Origin of the sequence: Rhodococcus spelaei, from assembly GCF_006704125.1 — a bacterium.
GTDB lineage: Bacteria > Actinomycetota > Actinomycetes > Mycobacteriales > Mycobacteriaceae > Rhodococcus_G > Rhodococcus_G spelaei.
Genome location: NZ_VIGH01000006.1, coordinates 167,973 through 188,037, shown reverse-complemented (window position 1 = coordinate 188,037; position 20,065 = coordinate 167,973). Strand labels below are relative to the sequence as shown.

The window sequence follows — 20,065 nt, the reverse complement described above, 5'->3', positions numbered from 1 at the left end:
TGCGGAGTTCGTGGCACCGCGCAACCCGGTGGAGGAGATCCTCGCCTCGATCGTCGCCGACCTGCTCGGGCTGCCGCGTGTGGGCGTGCACGACAACTTCTTCGACCTCGGCGGCAACTCGCTGATCGCCGCGCGCCTGGTCGCCCGGGCGAACGGTGCGCTGTCCACCTCGATCGGCGTGCGTGAGGTCCTCGACGCGCCGACCGTCGCGACGCTGGCGCTGCGCATCGAGTCGGGAACCGCACACGGGCAGGGCCGCGCGCCGCTGGTGCCGGCGACGCGCCCCGACCCGATCCCGGTTTCCTTGGCGCAGAAGCGTATGTGGTTCGTCAACCAGTTCGACATCACCTCGCCCGCCTACAACATCGCGCTGGCCATCCGGCTGACCGGGGACCTCGACGTCGACGCCCTCCGCGGTTCCATCGGCGACGTCCTGTCCAGGCACGAGTCGCTGCGGACGAAGTTCCCGCTGCGCGGAGCCGAACCGACGCAGGTGATCGTCCCGGCCGCAGAGGTCCTGCCCGACCTGACCGCCGAACCGGTCGAGGCGGCCGCACTGCGCGGCCGGATCACCGACATCACCGACGCCGGCTTCGACGTCACCCTGGCGCCGCCGGTGCGGGCTCGGCTGCTGCGGGTCGAGACAGGGTCCGGTTCCGAGACAGAGTCCGAGTACGGAGCCCGAACGGACACAACCGAACACGTGCTCGTCATCGTCGTGCACCACATCTGCGCGGACGGGTTCTCGATGGCGCCGCTGGCCCGGGACGTGATGGTCGCGTACGGGGCCCGCAGCAGCGACCAGGGTCCGCAATGGACCCCGCTGCCGGTGCAGTACGCCGACTTCACGCTGTGGCAGCGGGCGGTCCTCGGCAATGTCGACGACCCGGACAGCCTGCTCGCGGAGCAGCTGGACTACTGGACCTCGGCTCTCGACGGACTCCCGGACCTGCTGAGCCTGCCGACCGACCGACCGCGCCCGGTGGAGCAGTCGTTGCGCGGCGCGACGGTCCCGTTCACGGTCGACGCCGCGCTGCACCGCAGGCTGGTCTCGACCGCCCGCGAACGCAACTCGACAGTGTTCATGGCGATGCACGCCGCCCTGGCGGTGCTGCTGGCCCGGTCGAGCGCGAGCACGGACATCGCGATCGGCACCCCGATCGCCGGCCGCGGCGAGGCGGCACTCGACGATCTCGTCGGCATGTTCGTCAACACCCTGGTGCTGCGCAGCCAGGTCGAGCCGGAGATCTCGTTCACCGATCTGCTCGTCGCCGTTCGCGAGAGCGACCTCGAGGCCTTCCACCGCGCGGACCTTCCGTTCGAGCGGCTCGTCGAGGCGCTCGCGCCGGAACGGAGCACCGCGCATTCTCCGCTCTTCCAGGTGATGTTCGAGTTCCGCAACAACGAACGTCCACGCCTCGAACTGCCGGGACTGACGGTGACCGGCATCGACCTGGGCACCGAGATCTCCAACTTCGACCTGCAGCTGACATGCACCGAGGAGTTCGACGAGTCCGGCGCGCCCGCCGGCATCACCGCCGGATTCACGTACGCCACCGACCTTTTCGACAGTGCCTCGATCGCGGAACTCGGCGAGCGGCTGGTGCGGATCCTCGCCGCCGTCACCGAGAACCCCGACGCCGCCGTCGGCGACGCCCCGATCCTGACCGCCGAGCGAGCCGCTGCGCTCACCCCGGTCCTCGGCGGCGACCCGGTCACTCCGCGAACCCTGCCCGCACTGCTCACCGCGGCGGCCGCACTCCACCCGGAGCAGCCGGCGCTGGTGTCGGGGGACCGGGCGATGTCCTATCGCGAGCTCGACGCCCGGTCGAACAGGTTGGCCCGGTTGCTGATCGGACGCGGTGTCGGTCCGGAGTCCGTCGTCGCGGTGTCCATGCCCCGGTCGATCGAGTCGGTGCTCGCGGTGTGGGCGGTGGCGAAGTCGGGCGCCGCGTACGTCCCGGTCGACCCGAACTACCCGCGGGACCGGATCACGCACATGCTCGAGGATTCCGGTGCCGTCCTCGGTCTCACCCTGCAGTCGCATCACGACGCGCTGCCGACCCTGCCGCGTCATCTCGTGCTGGACGAGGACGGCGTCGACGAGGCCCTCGCCAGGTGGTCGGACGCGCCGGTCACCGATGCCGATCGCCTCCAACCACTCACCCTGGACCATCCGGCGTACCTGATCTACACCTCGGGGTCGACGGGGACACCGAAGGGTGTCGTGGTCACCCACCGCGGCGTCGCGAATCTCGCGGAGGACGTGCGTACCCGGTTCCGCGTCACGCCCGAGTCCCGGACGCTGCACTTCTCGTCGCCGAGTTTCGACGCATCGGTGCTCGAACTGCTGATCGCGTTCGGGGCGGGCGCGACGATGATCGTGGCGGGCCCGGACATCTACGGCGGCGACGAGCTCACCGGACTACTCGCCACCGAACACGTCACGCACGCGTTCGTCACCCCGGCCGCGTTGGCGTCGGTGGACGCCCACGCTCTCGTCGACCTCGAATGTGTGGTCACCGGCGGAGACACCTGCCCGCCGGAACTGGTCGCGCAGTGGGCGAGCGGGGACCGCTCGATGTTCAACGCGTACGGGCCGACGGAGGCCACCGTCGTCGCGAGCCTCACCGGTCCGATGGACGCGGACCGCCCGGTCACCATCGGTGGGCCGCCGCGCGGCACCGGCGTGATGGTTCTGGACACCCGGCTGCGCCCGGTCCCGGTCGGGGTGACCGGCGAGTTGTACGTCACCGGGCCCGGCCTGGCGCGGGGATACCGGGGCCGGCCGGGCACCACCGCGGAACGATTCGTCGCCGACCCGTACACCGGCGGGCGGATGTACCGCACCGGCGACCTGGTGCGGTGGAACACGCACGACGAACTGGAGTACCTGGGCCGCAGCGACTTCCAGGTCAAGATCCGCGGCTTCCGCATCGAACTCGGCGAGATCGAGTCCGCGCTCATGCGGCATCCCGCGGTCGCGCGCGCGGTGGTGGCGACCCGGACGGACAGCGCGGGCAGACCGCGACTCATCGGGTACGTGGTCCCCGCGGTCGAATCCTCCCCGGGTGCTGCCGCTGCCCTCGACGCCCCCGTTGTCGATGCCCCGGAGATCCTGACGTTCGCCGGCGCCTTCCTGGCGCCCTACATGGTGCCCTCGACGCTGGTGGTGCTCGACGAGCTGCCGGTCACCCCGGTCGGCAAACTGGATCGGAAGGCCCTGCCCGAGCCCGACTTCACGCTGCGGACCGAGTCCCACCGGGCGCCGCGCACCGACACCGAGACGGCGCTCGCCTCGCTGTTCGCCGAGGTGCTCGACGTCGAGTCGGTGGGCGTGGACGACTCGTTCTTCGCCCTCGGCGGCGACAGCATCATGTCGATCCAGTTGGTGGCCCGTGCCAAGGACCACGGGATCTACCTCTCCCCGCGTGATGTGTTCGAGCGCAAGACCGTTGCCGGTCTCGCCGAGGTGGCGATCGCGACCGATGCCACCGACCTGCCCGTGCTCGCCGAACTGCCCGGCGGCGGAGTGGGGGACATGCCGCCCACTCCGATCGTCCGGTGGCTGCTCGAACGCGGCGGCCGGTTCGACCGGATGTCGCAACCGACGCTGCTGCACGCACCGAGCGACCTCACCTCGATCGAACCGTTGATCGCCACCGTGCAAGCGGTTCTCGACCGCCACGACATGCTCCGGGCCCGGCTCCGCGCAGACGAGAACTCCGACGCGGGCGTGGTGCTCGAGGTCCGCCCGCCCGGGTCGGTCGACGCCGCGACCTGCGTGCGGCGGATTCCGGTGGTTGCAGCTCCCGGTACTCCGGAGTTCACGGCGGCGGCCCTCACCGTGCTCGACGCGGCCCAGGACCGCCTCGACCCCGCGAACGGGGTGATGCTGCAGGTGGTGTGGCTCGATTCGGCCGGGGGCGACGGCAGGCTCCTGGTGGTCGTGCACCACATGGTCGTCGACGGAGTGTCCTGGCGGGTCCTGGTGCCAGACCTCGCGGTCGCGTGGGCGCACGTACAGGCCGGTCAGGCGCCGACGCTGGCGCCGGTGGGCACCTCGATGCGGAGTTGGGCGCACGCCCTCGTCGACGCGGCCGCCGAGCGTGGCGACGAGTCCGCACTCTGGCGTGGGATTCTCACCGGTTCCGATCCGCGGCTCGGCTCCCGACCTCTCGATCCCGCCGTGGACCTCGAGTCGACGGTCGAGCGGGTCACCGTCGAGTTGTCCGCGGAGGTCAGTGACGGTGTGCTGACGGCACTTCCGCAGAAGTACCGCGGCAGCGTCAACGACGGCCTGCTCACCGCGTTGGCGATGGCGCTGACGCGCTGGCACCGCACCCACGGGGCCACCGACACGACCGACGCACTGGTCGGTCTCGAGGGCCACGGTCGCGTGGACCAGGTCGTCGGCGGCGCCGACCTGTCCCGCACCGTCGGGTGGTTCACCTCGATTCACCCGCTGCGACTCGACCTGAGCGGCATCGACCTCGACGACGCGTTCGCGGGCGGCCGGTCGGCGGGGGCGGCGGTCAAGGCCGTCAAGGAACAACTGCTCACAATCCCGGACAACGGCATGGGATTCGGCCTGCTGCGCTACCTCGACCGGGTGCGAGGCCCCGAGCTCGCCCAACTGCCGGCGCCGCAGGTCAGCTTCAACTACCTGGGCCGGTTCACCGCGGACCTGTCCGAGGCCAGCCCGGAATCCGGGTGGACCCCCTCGGGCGAGGTCGACATGGAACGGGCCCAGGACCACGACATGCCGGTCGCCTCGGCGCTGGACGTCAACGCGGTGACCACCATGGTCGGTGACCGGCCACAACTGCGGGCCACCTGGGCGTTCCCGACCGGGGTCCTGACCGGGGACGAGGTCCGCGAGATCGCCGAACTGTGGACGAGCGCGCTGGCCGCGTTGACCCGGCACGCCTGCGGTCCGAATGCGGGCGGTCTGACCCCGACCGATCTCGCCCTCGTCGACCTCGACCAGTCGACCATCGACCGGCTCGAGGCCGAACACCCGACGCTCACCGACGTGTGGTCACTCTCGCCGCTGCAGTCGGGACTGCTCTACCACGCCCAGCTGGCGGACCAGTCGATCGACTCCTACACCGTCCAGCTCACGCTCGAGCTGCGCGGCGCCGACCCCTCGCGGTTGCGGCGCGCCGGCCAGGCCCTGCTCGACCGTCACGTCAACCTGCGCGCCTCCTTCGTCTACGACGACGAGGGCACACCGATCCAACTGGTGCACGAGGGCATCGGCCTGCCCTGGGCGGAGATCGATCTCACCGGGCGCGACGACGGTGACGTCGAGCGCGACATCGAGCGGCTGATGGACGAGGACCGGGCACGCGGGTTCGACATGGGCACCCCGCCCCTGCTGCGCTTCATGCTGATCCGGACCGGAACCGACGAGCACCGGCTGATCGTGACCAACCACCACATCCTGCTCGACGGCTGGTCCATGCCGCTGGTCCTGCGTGACCTGCTGACCCTGTACGCGACCGACGGGGACGCGAGCGCCCTGCCACGGGTCAACCCCTACCGGGACTACCTGACGTGGATGTCGCGGCGCAGCGTGGCGGAGTCCGCGGCGCTCTGGCAGCGGGCGCTCGCCGGGATCGACGAGCCGACCCTGCTCAGCCCGCTGGACGTCGGCCGGGTGCACGCCGGCAAGTCCCGCGAAGTGCTCCTCGACTTCGACGCCGACCGGACCGCTCGTCTGCGGGCGGTCGCCCGTGAGCGTGGCCTGACCCTGAGCACGATGATCCGGGCCGCCTGGGGAATCGTACTGGGGGAGTTGACCGGTCGCGAGGACGTCGTCTTCGGCGGCACCGTGTCCGGCCGACCGCCGCAGATTCCCGGGATCGAGTCGATGGTCGGGCTGTTCATCAACACCCTGCCGGTGCGGATCGCGCTCGACCCCCGCGAAACCCTCGGCGCGCTGCTCGCCCGGGTCCAGTCCGAGCAGGCCGATCTCCTCGACCACCACTACCTCGGCCTGACCGACATCCAGGAGCTGTCCGGGCCGGCCGCGGCGTTCGACACCCTCACCGTGTTCGAGTCCTACCCGATGGACCGGGCAGCCCTCACCGAGGACACCGACATCGCCGGTATGCACGTGCTCGACGTACACGACACCGCCAACGCCGCCCACTACCCGTTGGCCCTGATCGCCGCCGCCAACGACCAGCTCACGCTCAAACTCGAGTACTTCCCCGATCTCTTCGACGCCGAGCGCATCGACAGCATCGGCGCCCGCCTACGCCGGGCACTCGACGCACTGGCCACCGCACCGGACCTGCCGCTCGCGGCGCTGCGCCTGCTGTCCGCCGAGGAGGAGACAGCGCTGCTGCCCGTCCGCGGACCGGACACGACGGGTGCGGTGAATCGCACGCTTCCGCAGCTGCTCTCCGACGCCGCGGCCCGGCGCGGACATGCACTCGCGCTGACCTTCGAGGGGCGCGAGATCAGCTACCGCGAACTCGACGAGTCCTCGAACCGACTGGCCCGCACCCTGATCGACCTCGGCGCGGGACCGGAAACCTTCGTCGCGCTCGCTGTTGCCCGTTCACCCGAATCGGTGACGACGATGTGGGCCATCGCGAAGACCGGGGCGGCCTTCGTGCCGGTGGACCCGAACTACCCGGCCGAGCGGATCGAGCACATGATCACCGATTCCGGTGCCACGCTCGGAGTCACGGTCGCGGCGGCCTGCGACCGCCTGCCGGACGGGACCCGGTGGGTGGTGCTCGACGACACCGCCACCGCGGTCCGGCTCGCCGCCACGTCCGCCGACCCGATCACCGACGCCGACCGCGCCTCGACGCTGCGGATGTCGAACCCCGCGTACATGATCTACACCTCCGGCTCGACGGGCACCCCGAAGGGCGTGGTGGTCACGCACGCCGGACTCGACAACTTCTCCCGTGAGCAGCAACGGCGGTACGCGACCACCGAGGCGTCCCGCACCATGCACTTCGCCTCGCCCAGCTTCGACGGCTCGATCCTGGACTACCTGCTGGCGTTCGGACCGGGCGCCACGATGGTGATCGCGCCGCCGACCGTCTACGGCGGTGTGGAGTTGGCGCAGCTGATCGCCACCGAACACGTGACGCACTCCTTCGTCACCCCGGCGGCGCTGGAGACCGTCGATCCGGCCGGGCTGGACGAATTCGGCACCGTCGTCGTCGGCGGCGAGGCCTGCCCACCGGAACTGGTGACGCGCTGGGGGCCCAACAGGCACCTGCACAACGGGTACGGCCCCACCGAAGCCACCGTCATGTCGAACATCAGCGATCCGCTGGTCCCGGGCGAGCCGGTCACCATCGGCGCCCCGGTCCTCGGTGTCTCCGAGGTGGTGCTCAACTCGCGGCTGCAGCCGGTCCCGATCGGGGTACCCGGCGAGCTGTACCTGTGCGGGCCGGGATTGGCCCGCGGCTACCACGGTAGGCCCGGACTCACCGCGGACCGGTTCGTCGCGGACCCGTACGGCGAGCCGGGGGAGCGGATGTACCGGACCGGCGACATCGTGCAGGTCCGCGCCGAGGGCGGCCGGACATCCGGGGCGAGCGAAGCGACGGGGAATGTGGTCGTGGAGTACCTGGGCCGCAGCGACTTCCAGGTCAAGATCCGCGGCTTCCGCATCGAGCTCGGCGAAATCGACAACGTCGTCTCCTCGCATCCCGGTATCGACTTCGCCGTCACCCTCGGCAGACGCACCCCCGCGGGGGACACCCGGCTCGCGACCTACGTCAAGACCGCGCCCGACCGCCGGGTCTCGGCCGCCGAACTCCGGGAGTTCGCCGCGACCCGGTTGCCCGCGCACATGGTGCCCGAGTCGGTCACCTTCCTGGACGAGATCCCGCTGACCCCGGTCGGCAAGCTGGACCGCACCGCCCTGCCCGAACCGGACTTCGTGTCCGGGGCGAGCGAATTCGCCGCGCCGACCACCGAATTGGAGGCGACCGTGGCGGACGTGTTCGCCGCGACCCTCGGCGTCGACCGGGTCGGTGTGGACGACGACTTCTTCGACCTGGGCGGCAACTCGCTGATCGCCACCCGCGTCACCGCCCGGATCAGTGCCGCACTCGGTACCGCGATCGGGGTGCGTGCGCTGTTCGAGGCGCCGACCCCGCGGGCACTCGCCGAGTGGGCGGGCCGGTCGGCACCCGCTGCGGTCCGGCCTCCGCTGGTTGCCGCGGACCGCCCCGCGCACCTCCCGCTCTCCCTTGCACAGCAGCGGATGTGGTTCCTCAACCAGTTCGACACCGCCTCGCCTGCCTACAACATCCCACTGGCCGTGCGGCTGACCGGCGACCTCGACACCACTGCGCTGCAAGCCGCGGTCACCGAGGTTCTCGACCGGCACGAGTCGCTGCGCACCCTGTTCCCCCTCGTGGCGGGTGAACCGACGCAGGTGATCGTCCCCGCCGCACAGGTGCTGCCCGAGTTGCCGACGGAGTCGGTCGAGCCGGCCCGACTGCCGCGGTGGCTCGCCGACTTCACCTCCGCGGGGTTCGACGTCACCGCGGCCGTCCCGGTGCGCGCCGTCCTGCTCGAGTGCGCACCGGACGAGCACGTGCTCGCGATCGTCGTGCATCACATCTGTGCCGACGGTTTCTCGATGGCACCGCTGGCCCGCGACGTGATGGTTGCGTACACCGCCCACACCGGCGGTTCGACGACGCGGCGCGAACGGCTGACGGTGCAGTACGCCGACTTCGCGCTCTGGCAGCGCGAACTGCTCGGCGACGCGGAGGATCCGGACTCCCTGTCGGCCACGCAACTGCGGTTCTGGCGGGAGTCGCTGTCCGGTCTGCCGGAGGTGCTGGCGTTGCCGTCCGACCGGCCGCGGCCGGTGCAGCGCGACTTCCGCGGCGACCGGGTGAGGTTCGCGGTGGACCCGGCGGTGCACCGGGCGTTGACCGAGATTGCGCGGCAGACCGGTTCGACGATGTTCATGACGGTGCACGCCGCCCTCGCCCTGCTGATGTCACGGCTCTCCGGTGCCGACGACCTCGCCATCGGCACTCCCGTCGCGGGCCGCGGCGAGGCCGCCCTCGACGAGATGGTCGGCATGTTCGTCAACACCCTCGTCCTGCGCAGCCGACTCGACGCGGACCGGTCGTTCCGCGAGCTGGTCGCGGACCTGCGCGAGAGCGACCTGGCCGCGTTCGGGCACGCCGACCTGCCGTTCGAGACCCTCGTCGACGCGCTGGCGCCCGAACGCTCGACCAGTCACACCCCCCTGTTCCAAGTGCTCCTCGAGTTCCAGAACAACGAGTTGCCGAGCCTCGAGTTGCCGGGACTGACCGCCACCGGCGTCGAACACGAACTCGCCGTGGCGAAGTTCGACCTGCAACTGACCCTCACCGAGGATGCCGACTCCGGCGACGCCCCGGCCGGGATGTCGGGGGCGTTCACCTTCGCCACCGACATCTTCGACGCGGCCACCGTGACGCGGATCGCCGAACGGTTCATCGCCCTGCTGACGACGGTGACCAGCGCACCGGACCGGCCCGTCGGCGACGTCGACATCACCACGGACGCCGAACGCCTGGCGATGAGCACCGAATGGAACACCCCGGGTCGCCGTGCCGAGGCAGTCACCCTGGCCGACGAGTTCGCCCGCGCCGCAGCCCGGACCCCCGAGGCGGTCGCCGTCACCGCCGGCGACGGGTCGCTCACCTACTCCCAACTCGATGCGCGTTCGAATCGACTCGCGCGCATCCTGATCCAGCGCGGCGCGGGCCCGGAGGACCTCGTCGCGGTGGCGTTGCCGCGGGGCGCCGAACTGGTCGTGGCGCTGCTCGCGGTGGTCAAGTCCGGGGCCGGCTACCTGCCGCTGGACGTGAGCTACCCGGCCGACCGGCTCGCGTTCATGCTCGCCGACGCAGCGCCGGTCTGCACGCTGTCCACCGTCGCCGACGTCGGCAGGTTGCCCGAGAGCGCGGTCCCGACGGTCCTGCTGGACACCGCGGAGACCGTCCGCGTGCTCGACTCCACCCCCGACGCGGCCGTCACCGACGCCGACCGGCGTGCCCGGACCGCCCCCGGGGACGTCGCGTACGTCATCTACACCTCCGGGTCGACCGGTCGACCCAAGGGCGTGCAGGTCGCGCACCGCAACGTGCTCACCCTGTTCGCGAACACCCGCGACAGCTTCGGCCTCGACGAATCCGACGTGTGGACGATGTTCCACTCGTACGCCTTCGACTTCTCGGTGTGGGAACTGTGGGGACCGCTGCTGCACGGCGGACGCCTCGTCGTCGTCGACCACGACACCGCCCGCTCGCCGGAGGCGTTCGTCGAACTTCTCCGCCGCGAGCGGGTCACGGTGCTGAACCAGACCCCGACCGCCTTCTACCAACTGGCGGAGGCGGACCGGCTCACCCCCGGACGCCTGGAGTCGTTGCGGTACGTGATCTTCGGCGGCGAGGCACTGGACTTCGCCCAGCTCGGCCGCTGGTACACCCGACACGACGCGACCGCGCCGCAGCTGGTGAACATGTACGGCATCACCGAGACCACCGTGCACGTGACCCGGCTGCCGCTCGATCCGGCGGTGGCCGCGACCGCGTCGGCGTCCGTGATCGGCCGCGGGCTGCCGGGGCTGCGGGTGTCGATCCTCGACAGCCGGCTGCGCGCGGTGCCGCCGGGTGTCACCGGCGAGATGTACGTCGCGGGTGACCAGGTCACCCGCGGCTACCTCGGCCGGTCCGCATTGACCTCGACCCGCTTCGTCGCCGACCCACTCGGCGCCGGCGGCCGGATGTACCGGACCGGCGACCTGGCCCGCTGGAATCACCAGGGTCAGCTGGAGTACCTGGGCCGCAGCGACTTCCAGGTCAAGATCCGCGGCTTCCGCATCGAGCTCGGCGAGATCGAGGCCGAAGCGCTGCGCTTCCCCGGCATCGCGCAGGCCGTCGTGGTCGTCCACGACGACGGGGAGGGCCGCACGCGACTGGTCGGGTACGTCGTCCCCGAACCCGGCGCACAGGTCCGGCGGGCCGAACTGCTCGAGCACCTGTCCGCCGAACTCGCCTCGCACATGGTCCCGGCGACGATCGTCGAACTGGACCGGCTGCCGTTGACCGCGAACGGCAAGCTGGACCGCAAGGCGTTGCCGGAACCGGACTTCGGTGCCCTCGCCGCACCGGGACGCGCCCCGCGCACCGGGCCGGAGGCGGTACTGGCCGGGCTCTTCGCCGAGGTGCTGGGTATCGGCTCCACCAGCGATCACAGCGGCGCCGCCGGAACCTCGGTCGGTGTCGACGACTCGTTCTTCGCGCTCGGCGGCGACAGCATCATGTCCATCCAGCTGGTGGCGCGGGCCAAGGACGCCGGCCTGTCCCTGACGCCGCGCGAGGTGTTCGAGCACAAGACGGTGGCCGCGCTCGCCGCGGTCGCCGAGCGGACGGGCCCCGGTACTCCCACGGCGCTCGAGGAACTGCCCGGCGGTGGCATCGGCGAGCTGCCCATGACCCCCGTCCTGCACTGGTTGCTCGAGCGGGGCGGCGACCCGCGCCGCTACACGCAGACCGCCCTGCTGACCGTCCCCGCCGACGCCGACCGCGACACCCTGGAGCGCACACTGCAATCCGTCCTCGACCGGCACGACATGCTCCGGGCGCGGCTGATACGGGACAGCCGCAGCGTCGAGGTGCCGGCGCCTGGCGCGGTCCGCGCCCGCGACCTGCTGACCCGAGTGGACGCCCCGACCGTGACGGGGACCGAGTTCGAGCAATTCGCCTCGGCGGCGTTGCGAGCGGCCGCGGGCCGGCTCGACCCGGATGCCGGGATCATGCTGCAGGCGGTCTGGTTCGCACCCGAATCCGGTTCCGGCAGGCTGCTGTTGGTGATCCACCACGCCGCCGTCGACGGGGTGTCCTGGCGAGTGCTGGTGCCGGACCTGGCCACGGCGTGGGCACAGGTCCGCGGCGGCGGTCAGGCGCAGCTCGCCCCGGTCGGCACCTCGATGCGGCGGTGGGCGAACGCCCTCGCCGATGCCGCGCCGGACCGGACCGGCGAGATCGCGCACTGGCGTTCGGTGCTGGCCGAGCCCGACCCCGTGCTCGGGTCGCGGCCGCTCGACCGCGACGTCGACCTGAACTCGACGTTGGAGCGGGTGCGGGTGGAGGTGCCGACGGAGATCACCGAGGCACTGCTCACCGCGGTGCCCGAGGCCTTCCACGGCGGTGTCAACGACGGCCTGCTGACCGGGCTCGCGCTGGCGCTCGCGCGCTGGCGCCGCGACCGCGGCCAGAACGGATCCGCGACGCTGGTCACCCTCGAGGGTCACGGCCGTGAGGAGTCCGCGGTCCCCGGTGCCGACCTGTCCCGCACGGTCGGCTGGTTCACGACCCTCTTCCCGACGCGCCTGGACCTGTCGGGCGTCGACGTCACGGACGCGTTCGACGGCGGACCTGCCACCGGTCGAGCGGTCAAGGTGATCAAGGAGCAATTGCTCGGCGCACCCGACCACGGTATCGGCTTCGGGATGCTGCGGTACCTCACCGACGGTTCCGCCCTCGGCGGTCTGGCCGTCCCGCAGATCAGCTTCAACTACCTGGGCCGGCTGACCGGGACGTCGGTGCCCGCCGACACCGATCCGGGTTGGCTCCCGGTCACCGATGTCGACCTCGACGACGCGCCGAGCCCCGACATGCCGGTGGCGACGGCACTCGACGTGAACGCCGTGACCCTGGCCTCACCGGACGGCCCGCGACTGCGCGCGACATGGGCGTTCCCCGCGGGTGTGCTGTCCGCGGAGGAGGTCCGCGATCTCGCCGACGCCTGGGTGGAGGCGCTCACGGCGATCGCGCGGCACGCGTCGGCGCCCGCGGCGGGTGGATTCACCCCGTCCGACCTCGATCTCGTCGACCTCGACCAGGACGCGATCGACCGACTCGAGGCCCGCTTCCCGCGCCTGACCGAGGTGTGGTCGCTCTCGCCGCTGCAGTCCGGGCTGCTCTTCCACTCCCAACTCGCCGACGCGACCGTCGACCCGTACGTCGTCCAACTGACCCTGGAACTTCGCGGAGTCGTGGATACCGAGCGGGTGCGGCGGGCGGGTCAGGCGCTGCTCGACCGGCACCCGAACCTGCGGGCCGCGTTCGTCCACGACGAGGCCGGCTCGGCGGTCCAGGTCATCGCCGATCGAGTCACGTTGCCGTGGACCGAGATCGACCTGTCCGGCGGCGATGTCGACGAGGCGACCCGCGACCGCGAGTTCACCGCCGCGCTGGACGCCGACCGTGTCGCCGGCTTCGAGATGACCGCACCGCCACTGATGCGGATGCTGCTGGTCACGATGGCGCCGGGCGAGTACCGGCTGGTGCTGACGAACCATCACATCCTGCTCGACGGCTGGTCGACACCGCTGATCGTGCGAGACCTGTTGACGCTGTACGCGACCGACGGCGACGCCGCCGACCTGCCGCGGGTACGGCCGTATCGGGACTACCTGGACTGGATGTCGCGGCGAGACGTCGCGGAATCCGTGCACGCCTGGCGCGGCGCGCTGGCGGGCCTCGACGAGCCGACCCTGCTGGCACCGACCGCCACCACCGGTCGACCGCCGTCCGCCGGGTCGCGCGAGCACGCGCTCTCACTGTCCACGGAGCAGACCGCCTTGCTGCGCACCATGGCCCGCGAGCGCGGCATCACCCTCAACACGGTCGTCCAGACCGCGTGGGGTCTCGTGCTCGGCGCGCTGTCCGGTCGCCGCGACGTGGTGTTCGGCGGTACCGTCTCCGGTCGGCCTCCGCAGATCCCGGGGATCGAAGCGATGGTGGGCCTGTTCATCTCGACGATCCCGGTGCGCATCGCGCTGAATCCGCACGAGAGCGTCGGGGACCTCCTCGACCGCGTCCAGACCGAGCAGGCTCGACTGCTCGACCACCATCACCTCGGCCTCGCCGAGATCCAGGACGCCGCGGGCCCCGGCGCACAGTTCGACACGTTGACCGTCTTCGAGTCGTACCCGATCGACCGTGCGGGCCTCACCGAACAGACCGACATCGCGGGCCTGCGGGTGGCGGGGATCAGCGGGCGAGACTCCATGCACTACCCGCTCGCGCTGGTCGCGTCGGAAGACGACCAGCTGCACCTGAAGTTCGAGTACAGCGCGGACGCGTTCTCCGACGGCGAGATCGAGCAGATCGCGCACCGGGTCCGGCGGGTGCTCGAACTGGTCGGGGTAGGTCCGCAGACCCCTGTGGCACGCGTGCACGCGCTCGACGAGGCCGAGCTGGACCGGTTGCTGCCGGTACGCGGTGCCGCCGGCACCACCGAGCGCACCCTGCCGCAGATCCTCGCGGACGGGGTCGCGATCGATCCGGACGCCGTCGCGCTCACCATCGACGGTCACGAGGTCACCTACCGCGAACTCGACGAGCGGTCCAACCAGCTCGCCCGCGTCCTGATCGGTCTCGGCGCCCGACCGGAAACCTTCGTCGCCCTCGGTATCGCGCGCTCGGTCTCCTCGGTGCTGTGCATGTGGGCGGTCGCGAAGACTGGCGCCGCGTTCGTCCCGGTCGACCCGAACTACCCGGCCGACCGCATCGCCCACATGCTGACCGATTCCGGCGCAACCGTCGGGCTCGCGCTCAGCGCGCACCGCGGCAGGCTCCCGGACTCGGTGCCGTGGCTCTACCTCGACGCGCCCGCGTTCGCGGAGCGCTGCGCCGCGCAACCGGCCGGTGCGGTCACCGAACGCGACCGGATCGCGCCGATCGACCAGCGCAACGCCGCGTACCTCGTCTACACCTCGGGTTCGACAGGCACCCCGAAGGGCGTGGTGGTCACGCACTCCGGACTCGACAACTTCGCCCGCGACCAGATCCAGCGATTCGGCGCCTCACCGCGCTCGCGCACACTGCACTTCTCGACCCCGAGCTTCGACGGGTCGGTCTTCGAGTACCTGCAGGCCTTCGGATCGGGCGCCACCATGGTGATCGCCCCGACGACCGTCTACGGCGGCACCGAGCTCGCGCAGCTGATCAAGTCCGAGGGCATCACCCACGCCTTCGTGACCACCGCCGCGCTCGCGACCGTCGACCCCGCCGGTCTCGACGAGTTCACTCACGTGGCGTTCGGCGGCGAGGCGTGCCCGCCGGAACTGGTCTCCCGCTGGGCGCCGGGGCGCAAGCTCTCGAACGCGTACGGCCCCACCGAGACCACGGTGATGTCGAACATCAGCGCGCCCATGACGCCGGGGCAGCCGATCACCCTCGGCGGCCCGATCCGTGGCGTCCACGAGATGGTCCTGGGCGCGAACCTGCAGCCGGTCCCGGTGGGGGCGCCCGGCGAGCTGTACATCTGTGGACTCGGCCTGGCCCGTGGCTACCACCGCCGCCCCGGCTTCACCGCGGGTCGGTTCGTCGCCGACCCGAGCGGCGCGCCCGGGGAGCGGATGTACCGCACCGGCGACATCGTGCGCTGGGTACCGACGGAGGACGGTTCGCTCGCGCTCGAGTACGTGGGCCGCAGCGACTTCCAGGTCAAGATCCGTGGCTTCCGGATCGAACTGGGCGAGATCGACGCCGAGATCATGGCCCAGCCGGGGGTCGGCTTCGCGGTCACGGTCGCGGCAGTCGGACCGACCGGTGACACCGCCCTGGCGAGCTACGTACTCGCCGCCACCGGTCACCGGGTGGACCCCGCCGAGCTCACCGCGGGCCTGTCGCAGCGCCTGCCCGCCCACATGGTGCCCTCGAGCATTTCCATGCTCGACGAGATTCCACTCACCCCCGTCGGCAAGCTGGACCGCGCCGCCCTACCGGAGCCCGAATTCGCTTCCACACTCGGAGAATTCGTCGCCCCCGACACCGAACTCGAGGAGACGATCGCCGAGATCTTCGGCACCATCCTCGGCCTCGACCGGGTGAGTGTGGCAGACGACTTCTTCGAACTGGGCGGCAACTCGCTGATCGCCACCCGCGTCACCGCACGGCTGAGCTCGGCACTCGGAGCGTCGATCGGGGTGCGTGCCCTGTTCGAAGCTCCGACAGTTCGCGCGCTGGCCGAGCGGATCTCCGCCGCGGAGACCGGGACAGCCCGGCCCGCGCTGACCGCCACCGAGCGGCCGGGCCACATCCCGATCTCCCTGGCGCAACAGCGGATGTGGTTCCTCAACCAGTTCGACACCAGCTCGGCGGCGTACAACATCCCGCTGGCCGTGCGGCTGACCGGGGACCTGGACGTCGCAGCCCTGGGCGCAGCGGTCACGGACGTGCTCGACCGGCACGAGTCGCTACGCACCGTATTCCCGCTGGTGGACGGCAACCCGGCGCAGGTGATCCTGCCGGCCGACGAGGTGGCATCCGACCTCGAGACCCTCGAGGTGGACGAGTCCGAGCTGCCCGGCCGGGTCGCCGAGCTCGCCGCTGCGGGATTCGACGTGACCGCCGCGGTGCCGATCCGCGCGGCGCTGCTGCGGATCGGTGACCGCGAGCACGCCCTGGTCATCGTCGTCCACCACATCTGCGCGGACGGCGCGTCGCTGGCCACCCTCGCCCGCGACGTGATGGCCGCGTACGTGGCCCGCAGCGACGGCAACGCACCCGGCTGGGCTCCGCTGGCCGCCCAGTACGCCGACTACGCCCTGTGGCAGCGCCGGGTACTCGGCCGCGAGGACGACCCCCGATCCCTGACCTCGGCTCAGCTGGAGTTCTGGTCCCGGACGCTGGCGGGCCTGCCCGACGTGATCGGGCTGCCGACGGATCGCCCGCGCCCGCTGCAACAGACGCTGCGCGGGGACCGGATCGAGTTCGAGGTCCCGGCCGACCTGCATCGGGCACTGAACGCCGTGGCGCGCCAACAGGGTTCGACCGTGTTCATGGCCGCACACGCGGTGTTCGCGATGCTGCTCGCTCGGCTCGGCGACGCCGACGACATTGCGATCGGCACCCCTATCGCCGGTCGTGGCGACGCCGCACTCGACGACATGATCGGCATGTTCGTCAACACCCTCGTCCTGCGCACCCGGGTCGAGCCGTCGACCGCCTTCACCGACCTGCTCGACCAGGTCCGCGACGCAGACCTCGCCGCCTTCGGCCACGCCGACCTGCCGTTCGAGCGACTGGTCGAGCAGCTCAATCCCGCACGGTCGACGTCCTATTCGCCGCTGTTCCAGGTTTCGCTCGAGTTCCAGAACACCGAGCGTCCGCACCTCGAACTGCCCGGCCTCCGCGTCGAGGGGGTCGACCTGGCCCCCCGCGTCGCCAAGGAGGACCTCGAGCTGATCCTGGCCGAACAATTCGACTCCGACGGCGAACCGGCCGGACTCCGGGCGGCGTTCGACTTCGCCACCGACCTGTTCGACCCGGAGACGGTGCGCGGCTTCGCGGACCGCTTCGTGCGGATCCTCGATGCGGTGACGGCCGACCCGTCCGTGGCCGTGGGCGACATCGGCATCCTGGACGACGAGGAACTGTCCGAACTGGCCCCGGCACACGGCCGTTCCGGCGGCCGCGCGCAACTGTGGCCGGATCTGCTGTCCGCGGCGGCAGCGGTCGACCCCGACGCGGTGGCCATGACGTTCGAGGACCGGCGGGTCAGCTACCGCGAACTGAACGAGCAGTCGAATCGGCTGGCCCGCTTGCTCGTCGGCCGCGGTGTCGGACCGGAGACGTTCGTCGCGCTCGGACTGTCGCGGTCCATCGACGAGGTGGTCGCGATCTGGGCGGTTGCCAAGGCGGGCGCCGGATTCGTACCGGTGGACCCGACGTACCCGCGGGAACGGATCGAGTACATGCTGAACGACTCGGCCGCGGTGCTCGGACTGACCGTGCCGGCGCGACGCGCACAACTGCCCGACACGGTGCCCTGGCTCGTCCTCGACGGGGACCTCGAAGCGGAGTTGGCGACCTACGACACGGCCGCGGTGACCGACGCGGACCGCACCGCGCCACTGCATCTCGCGCACCCCGCGTACCTGATCTACACCTCCGGGTCGACCGGGTTGCCGAAGGGCGTGATCGTCACCCACCGGGGAATCGCGAACCTGACCGCGGAGGAGCACACCCGGTTCCGCGTCACCCCCGAATCTCGCGTCTCGCACCTGGCCTCACCCAGCTTCGACGCCTCGGTCTTCGAGCTGATGATGGCGTTCTGTGCGGGCGCACGGGTGGTCGTCGTCCCGCCGACCGTCTACGGCGGCCGCGAGCTCGAGGAACTGTTGCGCCGCGAACGCGTCACGCACGCGTTCATCACCCCCACCGCCCTGTCGTCCATGGACGACGCGGATCTCGACGACCTGCTGGTCCTCGCGGTCGCGGGCGAGGCGTGCCCCCCGGAGCTGGTGCAGAAGTGGGCCGGTTCGGGACGCCGAATGTTCAACGGGTACGGGCCGACCGAGACGACCATCCAGGCCAGCGTGAGCGATCCGATGAGCGCGGAGGAGCCGGTGAACATCGGCCGACCCGCCATCGGATTCGAGGAGATGATCCTCGACACCCGACTGCAGCCCGTGCCGGCCGGAGTACCGGGGGAGCTGTACATTTCCGGCCCGGGCCTGGCGCGCGGCTACCACCGCCGTGTCGGTCTCACCGCGGAGCGGTTCGTCGCCGATCCTTTCGGTACGCCGGGTCAGCGGATGTACCGCACGGGCGACATCGTCCGCTGGCACAGCCCCGGCGGGGACGCCACCCCGATCGTGGAGTACATCGGCCGCAGCGACTTCCAGGTCAAGGTCCGCGGATTCCGCATCGAGCTCGGTGAGATCGACGCCGTGCTCGCACACCATCCGGGCATCACCTACGCGGCGACGCTCGGCCACACCGGACCGTCCGGCGACACCCTGCTGGCCGCGTACGTACACGGCGCGGACGGTACGGCACTGGACCCGGGGGAGATTCGCACGTACGCCTCGGGCAGACTGCCGGCGCACATGGTCCCGGCCGCCGTGGTGGTGCTCGACGAGGTACCCATGACGCCGGTCGGCAAGCTCGACCGCAAGGCCCTGCCCGCGCCCGAGTTCGGCACCCGGTCCACGCATTTCGAACCGCCCCGGACCCCCACCGAGCGGGCCATCGCGGACGCGTTCGCCCGGGTCCTCGGTGTGGCCGAGGTGGGTGCGACCGACAGCTTCTTCGACCTCGGTGGCAACTCCATCGTGGCCACCCGGGTGGTCTCCGAACTGCAGACCAGGCTCGGCCGCACCCTCGCGCTGCAGTCGATCTTCCTCGACCCGACACCGGCCGGCCTGGCCCGGTTGGTGGACGAACCGGGGGAGGCCGCGCCGGTGGACGACGCACTGCGCGTGGTGATCCCGCTGCGAGCCGCCGACCCGTCGAGGAACGGACGCGGCAAGTCCCCGCTGTTCTGTATCCATCCCGGGATCGGGCTGTCGTGGGGCTACTCCGGTCTGATCCGGCACCTGGCCAGCGATCGTCCCGCCTACGGCCTGCAGCTTCCGGTCATCAGCGGCGGCCCCAGCTTCACCTCGATCGAACAGCTGGCGCACCGCTACGTGCAGGAGATGCGGTCGGTGCAGGAACACGGGCCGTACCACCTGCTCGGCTGGTCGCTCGGCGGGGTGATTGCGCACGCCGTCGCGGTGGAACTGCGGGGCCTCGGCGAGGAGGTCGCGACATTGGCGATCATGGACAGCTACGTGAGCGTCGACGACGACACACCGGAATCGCTGACCGTCCCGGAGCTGCTGCACGGCCTGGGACTGGACCTCACGGACGCGGACACCGCGGGCAACGGCGCCGGTGAACTGACCTACGCCCGGGCGGTGGAACTGCTCGACGAGTCGTTCGGTCAGACCACCGGCCTGACCGCCGCGCACCTCGAGCGGATCAGCGCAGGATTCACCGATTCGGCCCGAATCATGCGCAGCTTCAATCCGTCCCGGTTCGACGGCGAGATGCTCTTCTTCCGCGCCGACGGCGACGGCGACGACCACGGCGAGCACTCACCACAGGAGTGGCGCGATGCGGTGAGCGGCGCCATCACCGAGGTCACGGTGCACTGCGAACACAACGAGATGATCGAACCGGAGGCGTTGGCGGTGGTGGGTCCGGTTCTCGAGGAGTACCTGTCCAGTCACTGA

The 20,065-nt window shown here is 71.0% G+C and carries 1 protein-coding gene (running past one end of the window); it reads left to right on the top strand.

All coding sequences use genetic code 11. The annotated features are described in order from the left end of the window. A protein-coding gene (locus FK531_RS14655) for a non-ribosomal peptide synthase/polyketide synthase (RefSeq protein ID WP_142100529.1) crosses the window boundary here: on the top strand, positions 1 to 20,065 show its 3' portion. Its footprint begins 6,941 nt before the window's first position; only the last 20,065 of its 27,006 coding nucleotides appear in the window; its start codon lies off the left edge, out of view; the stop codon is at positions 20,063 to 20,065.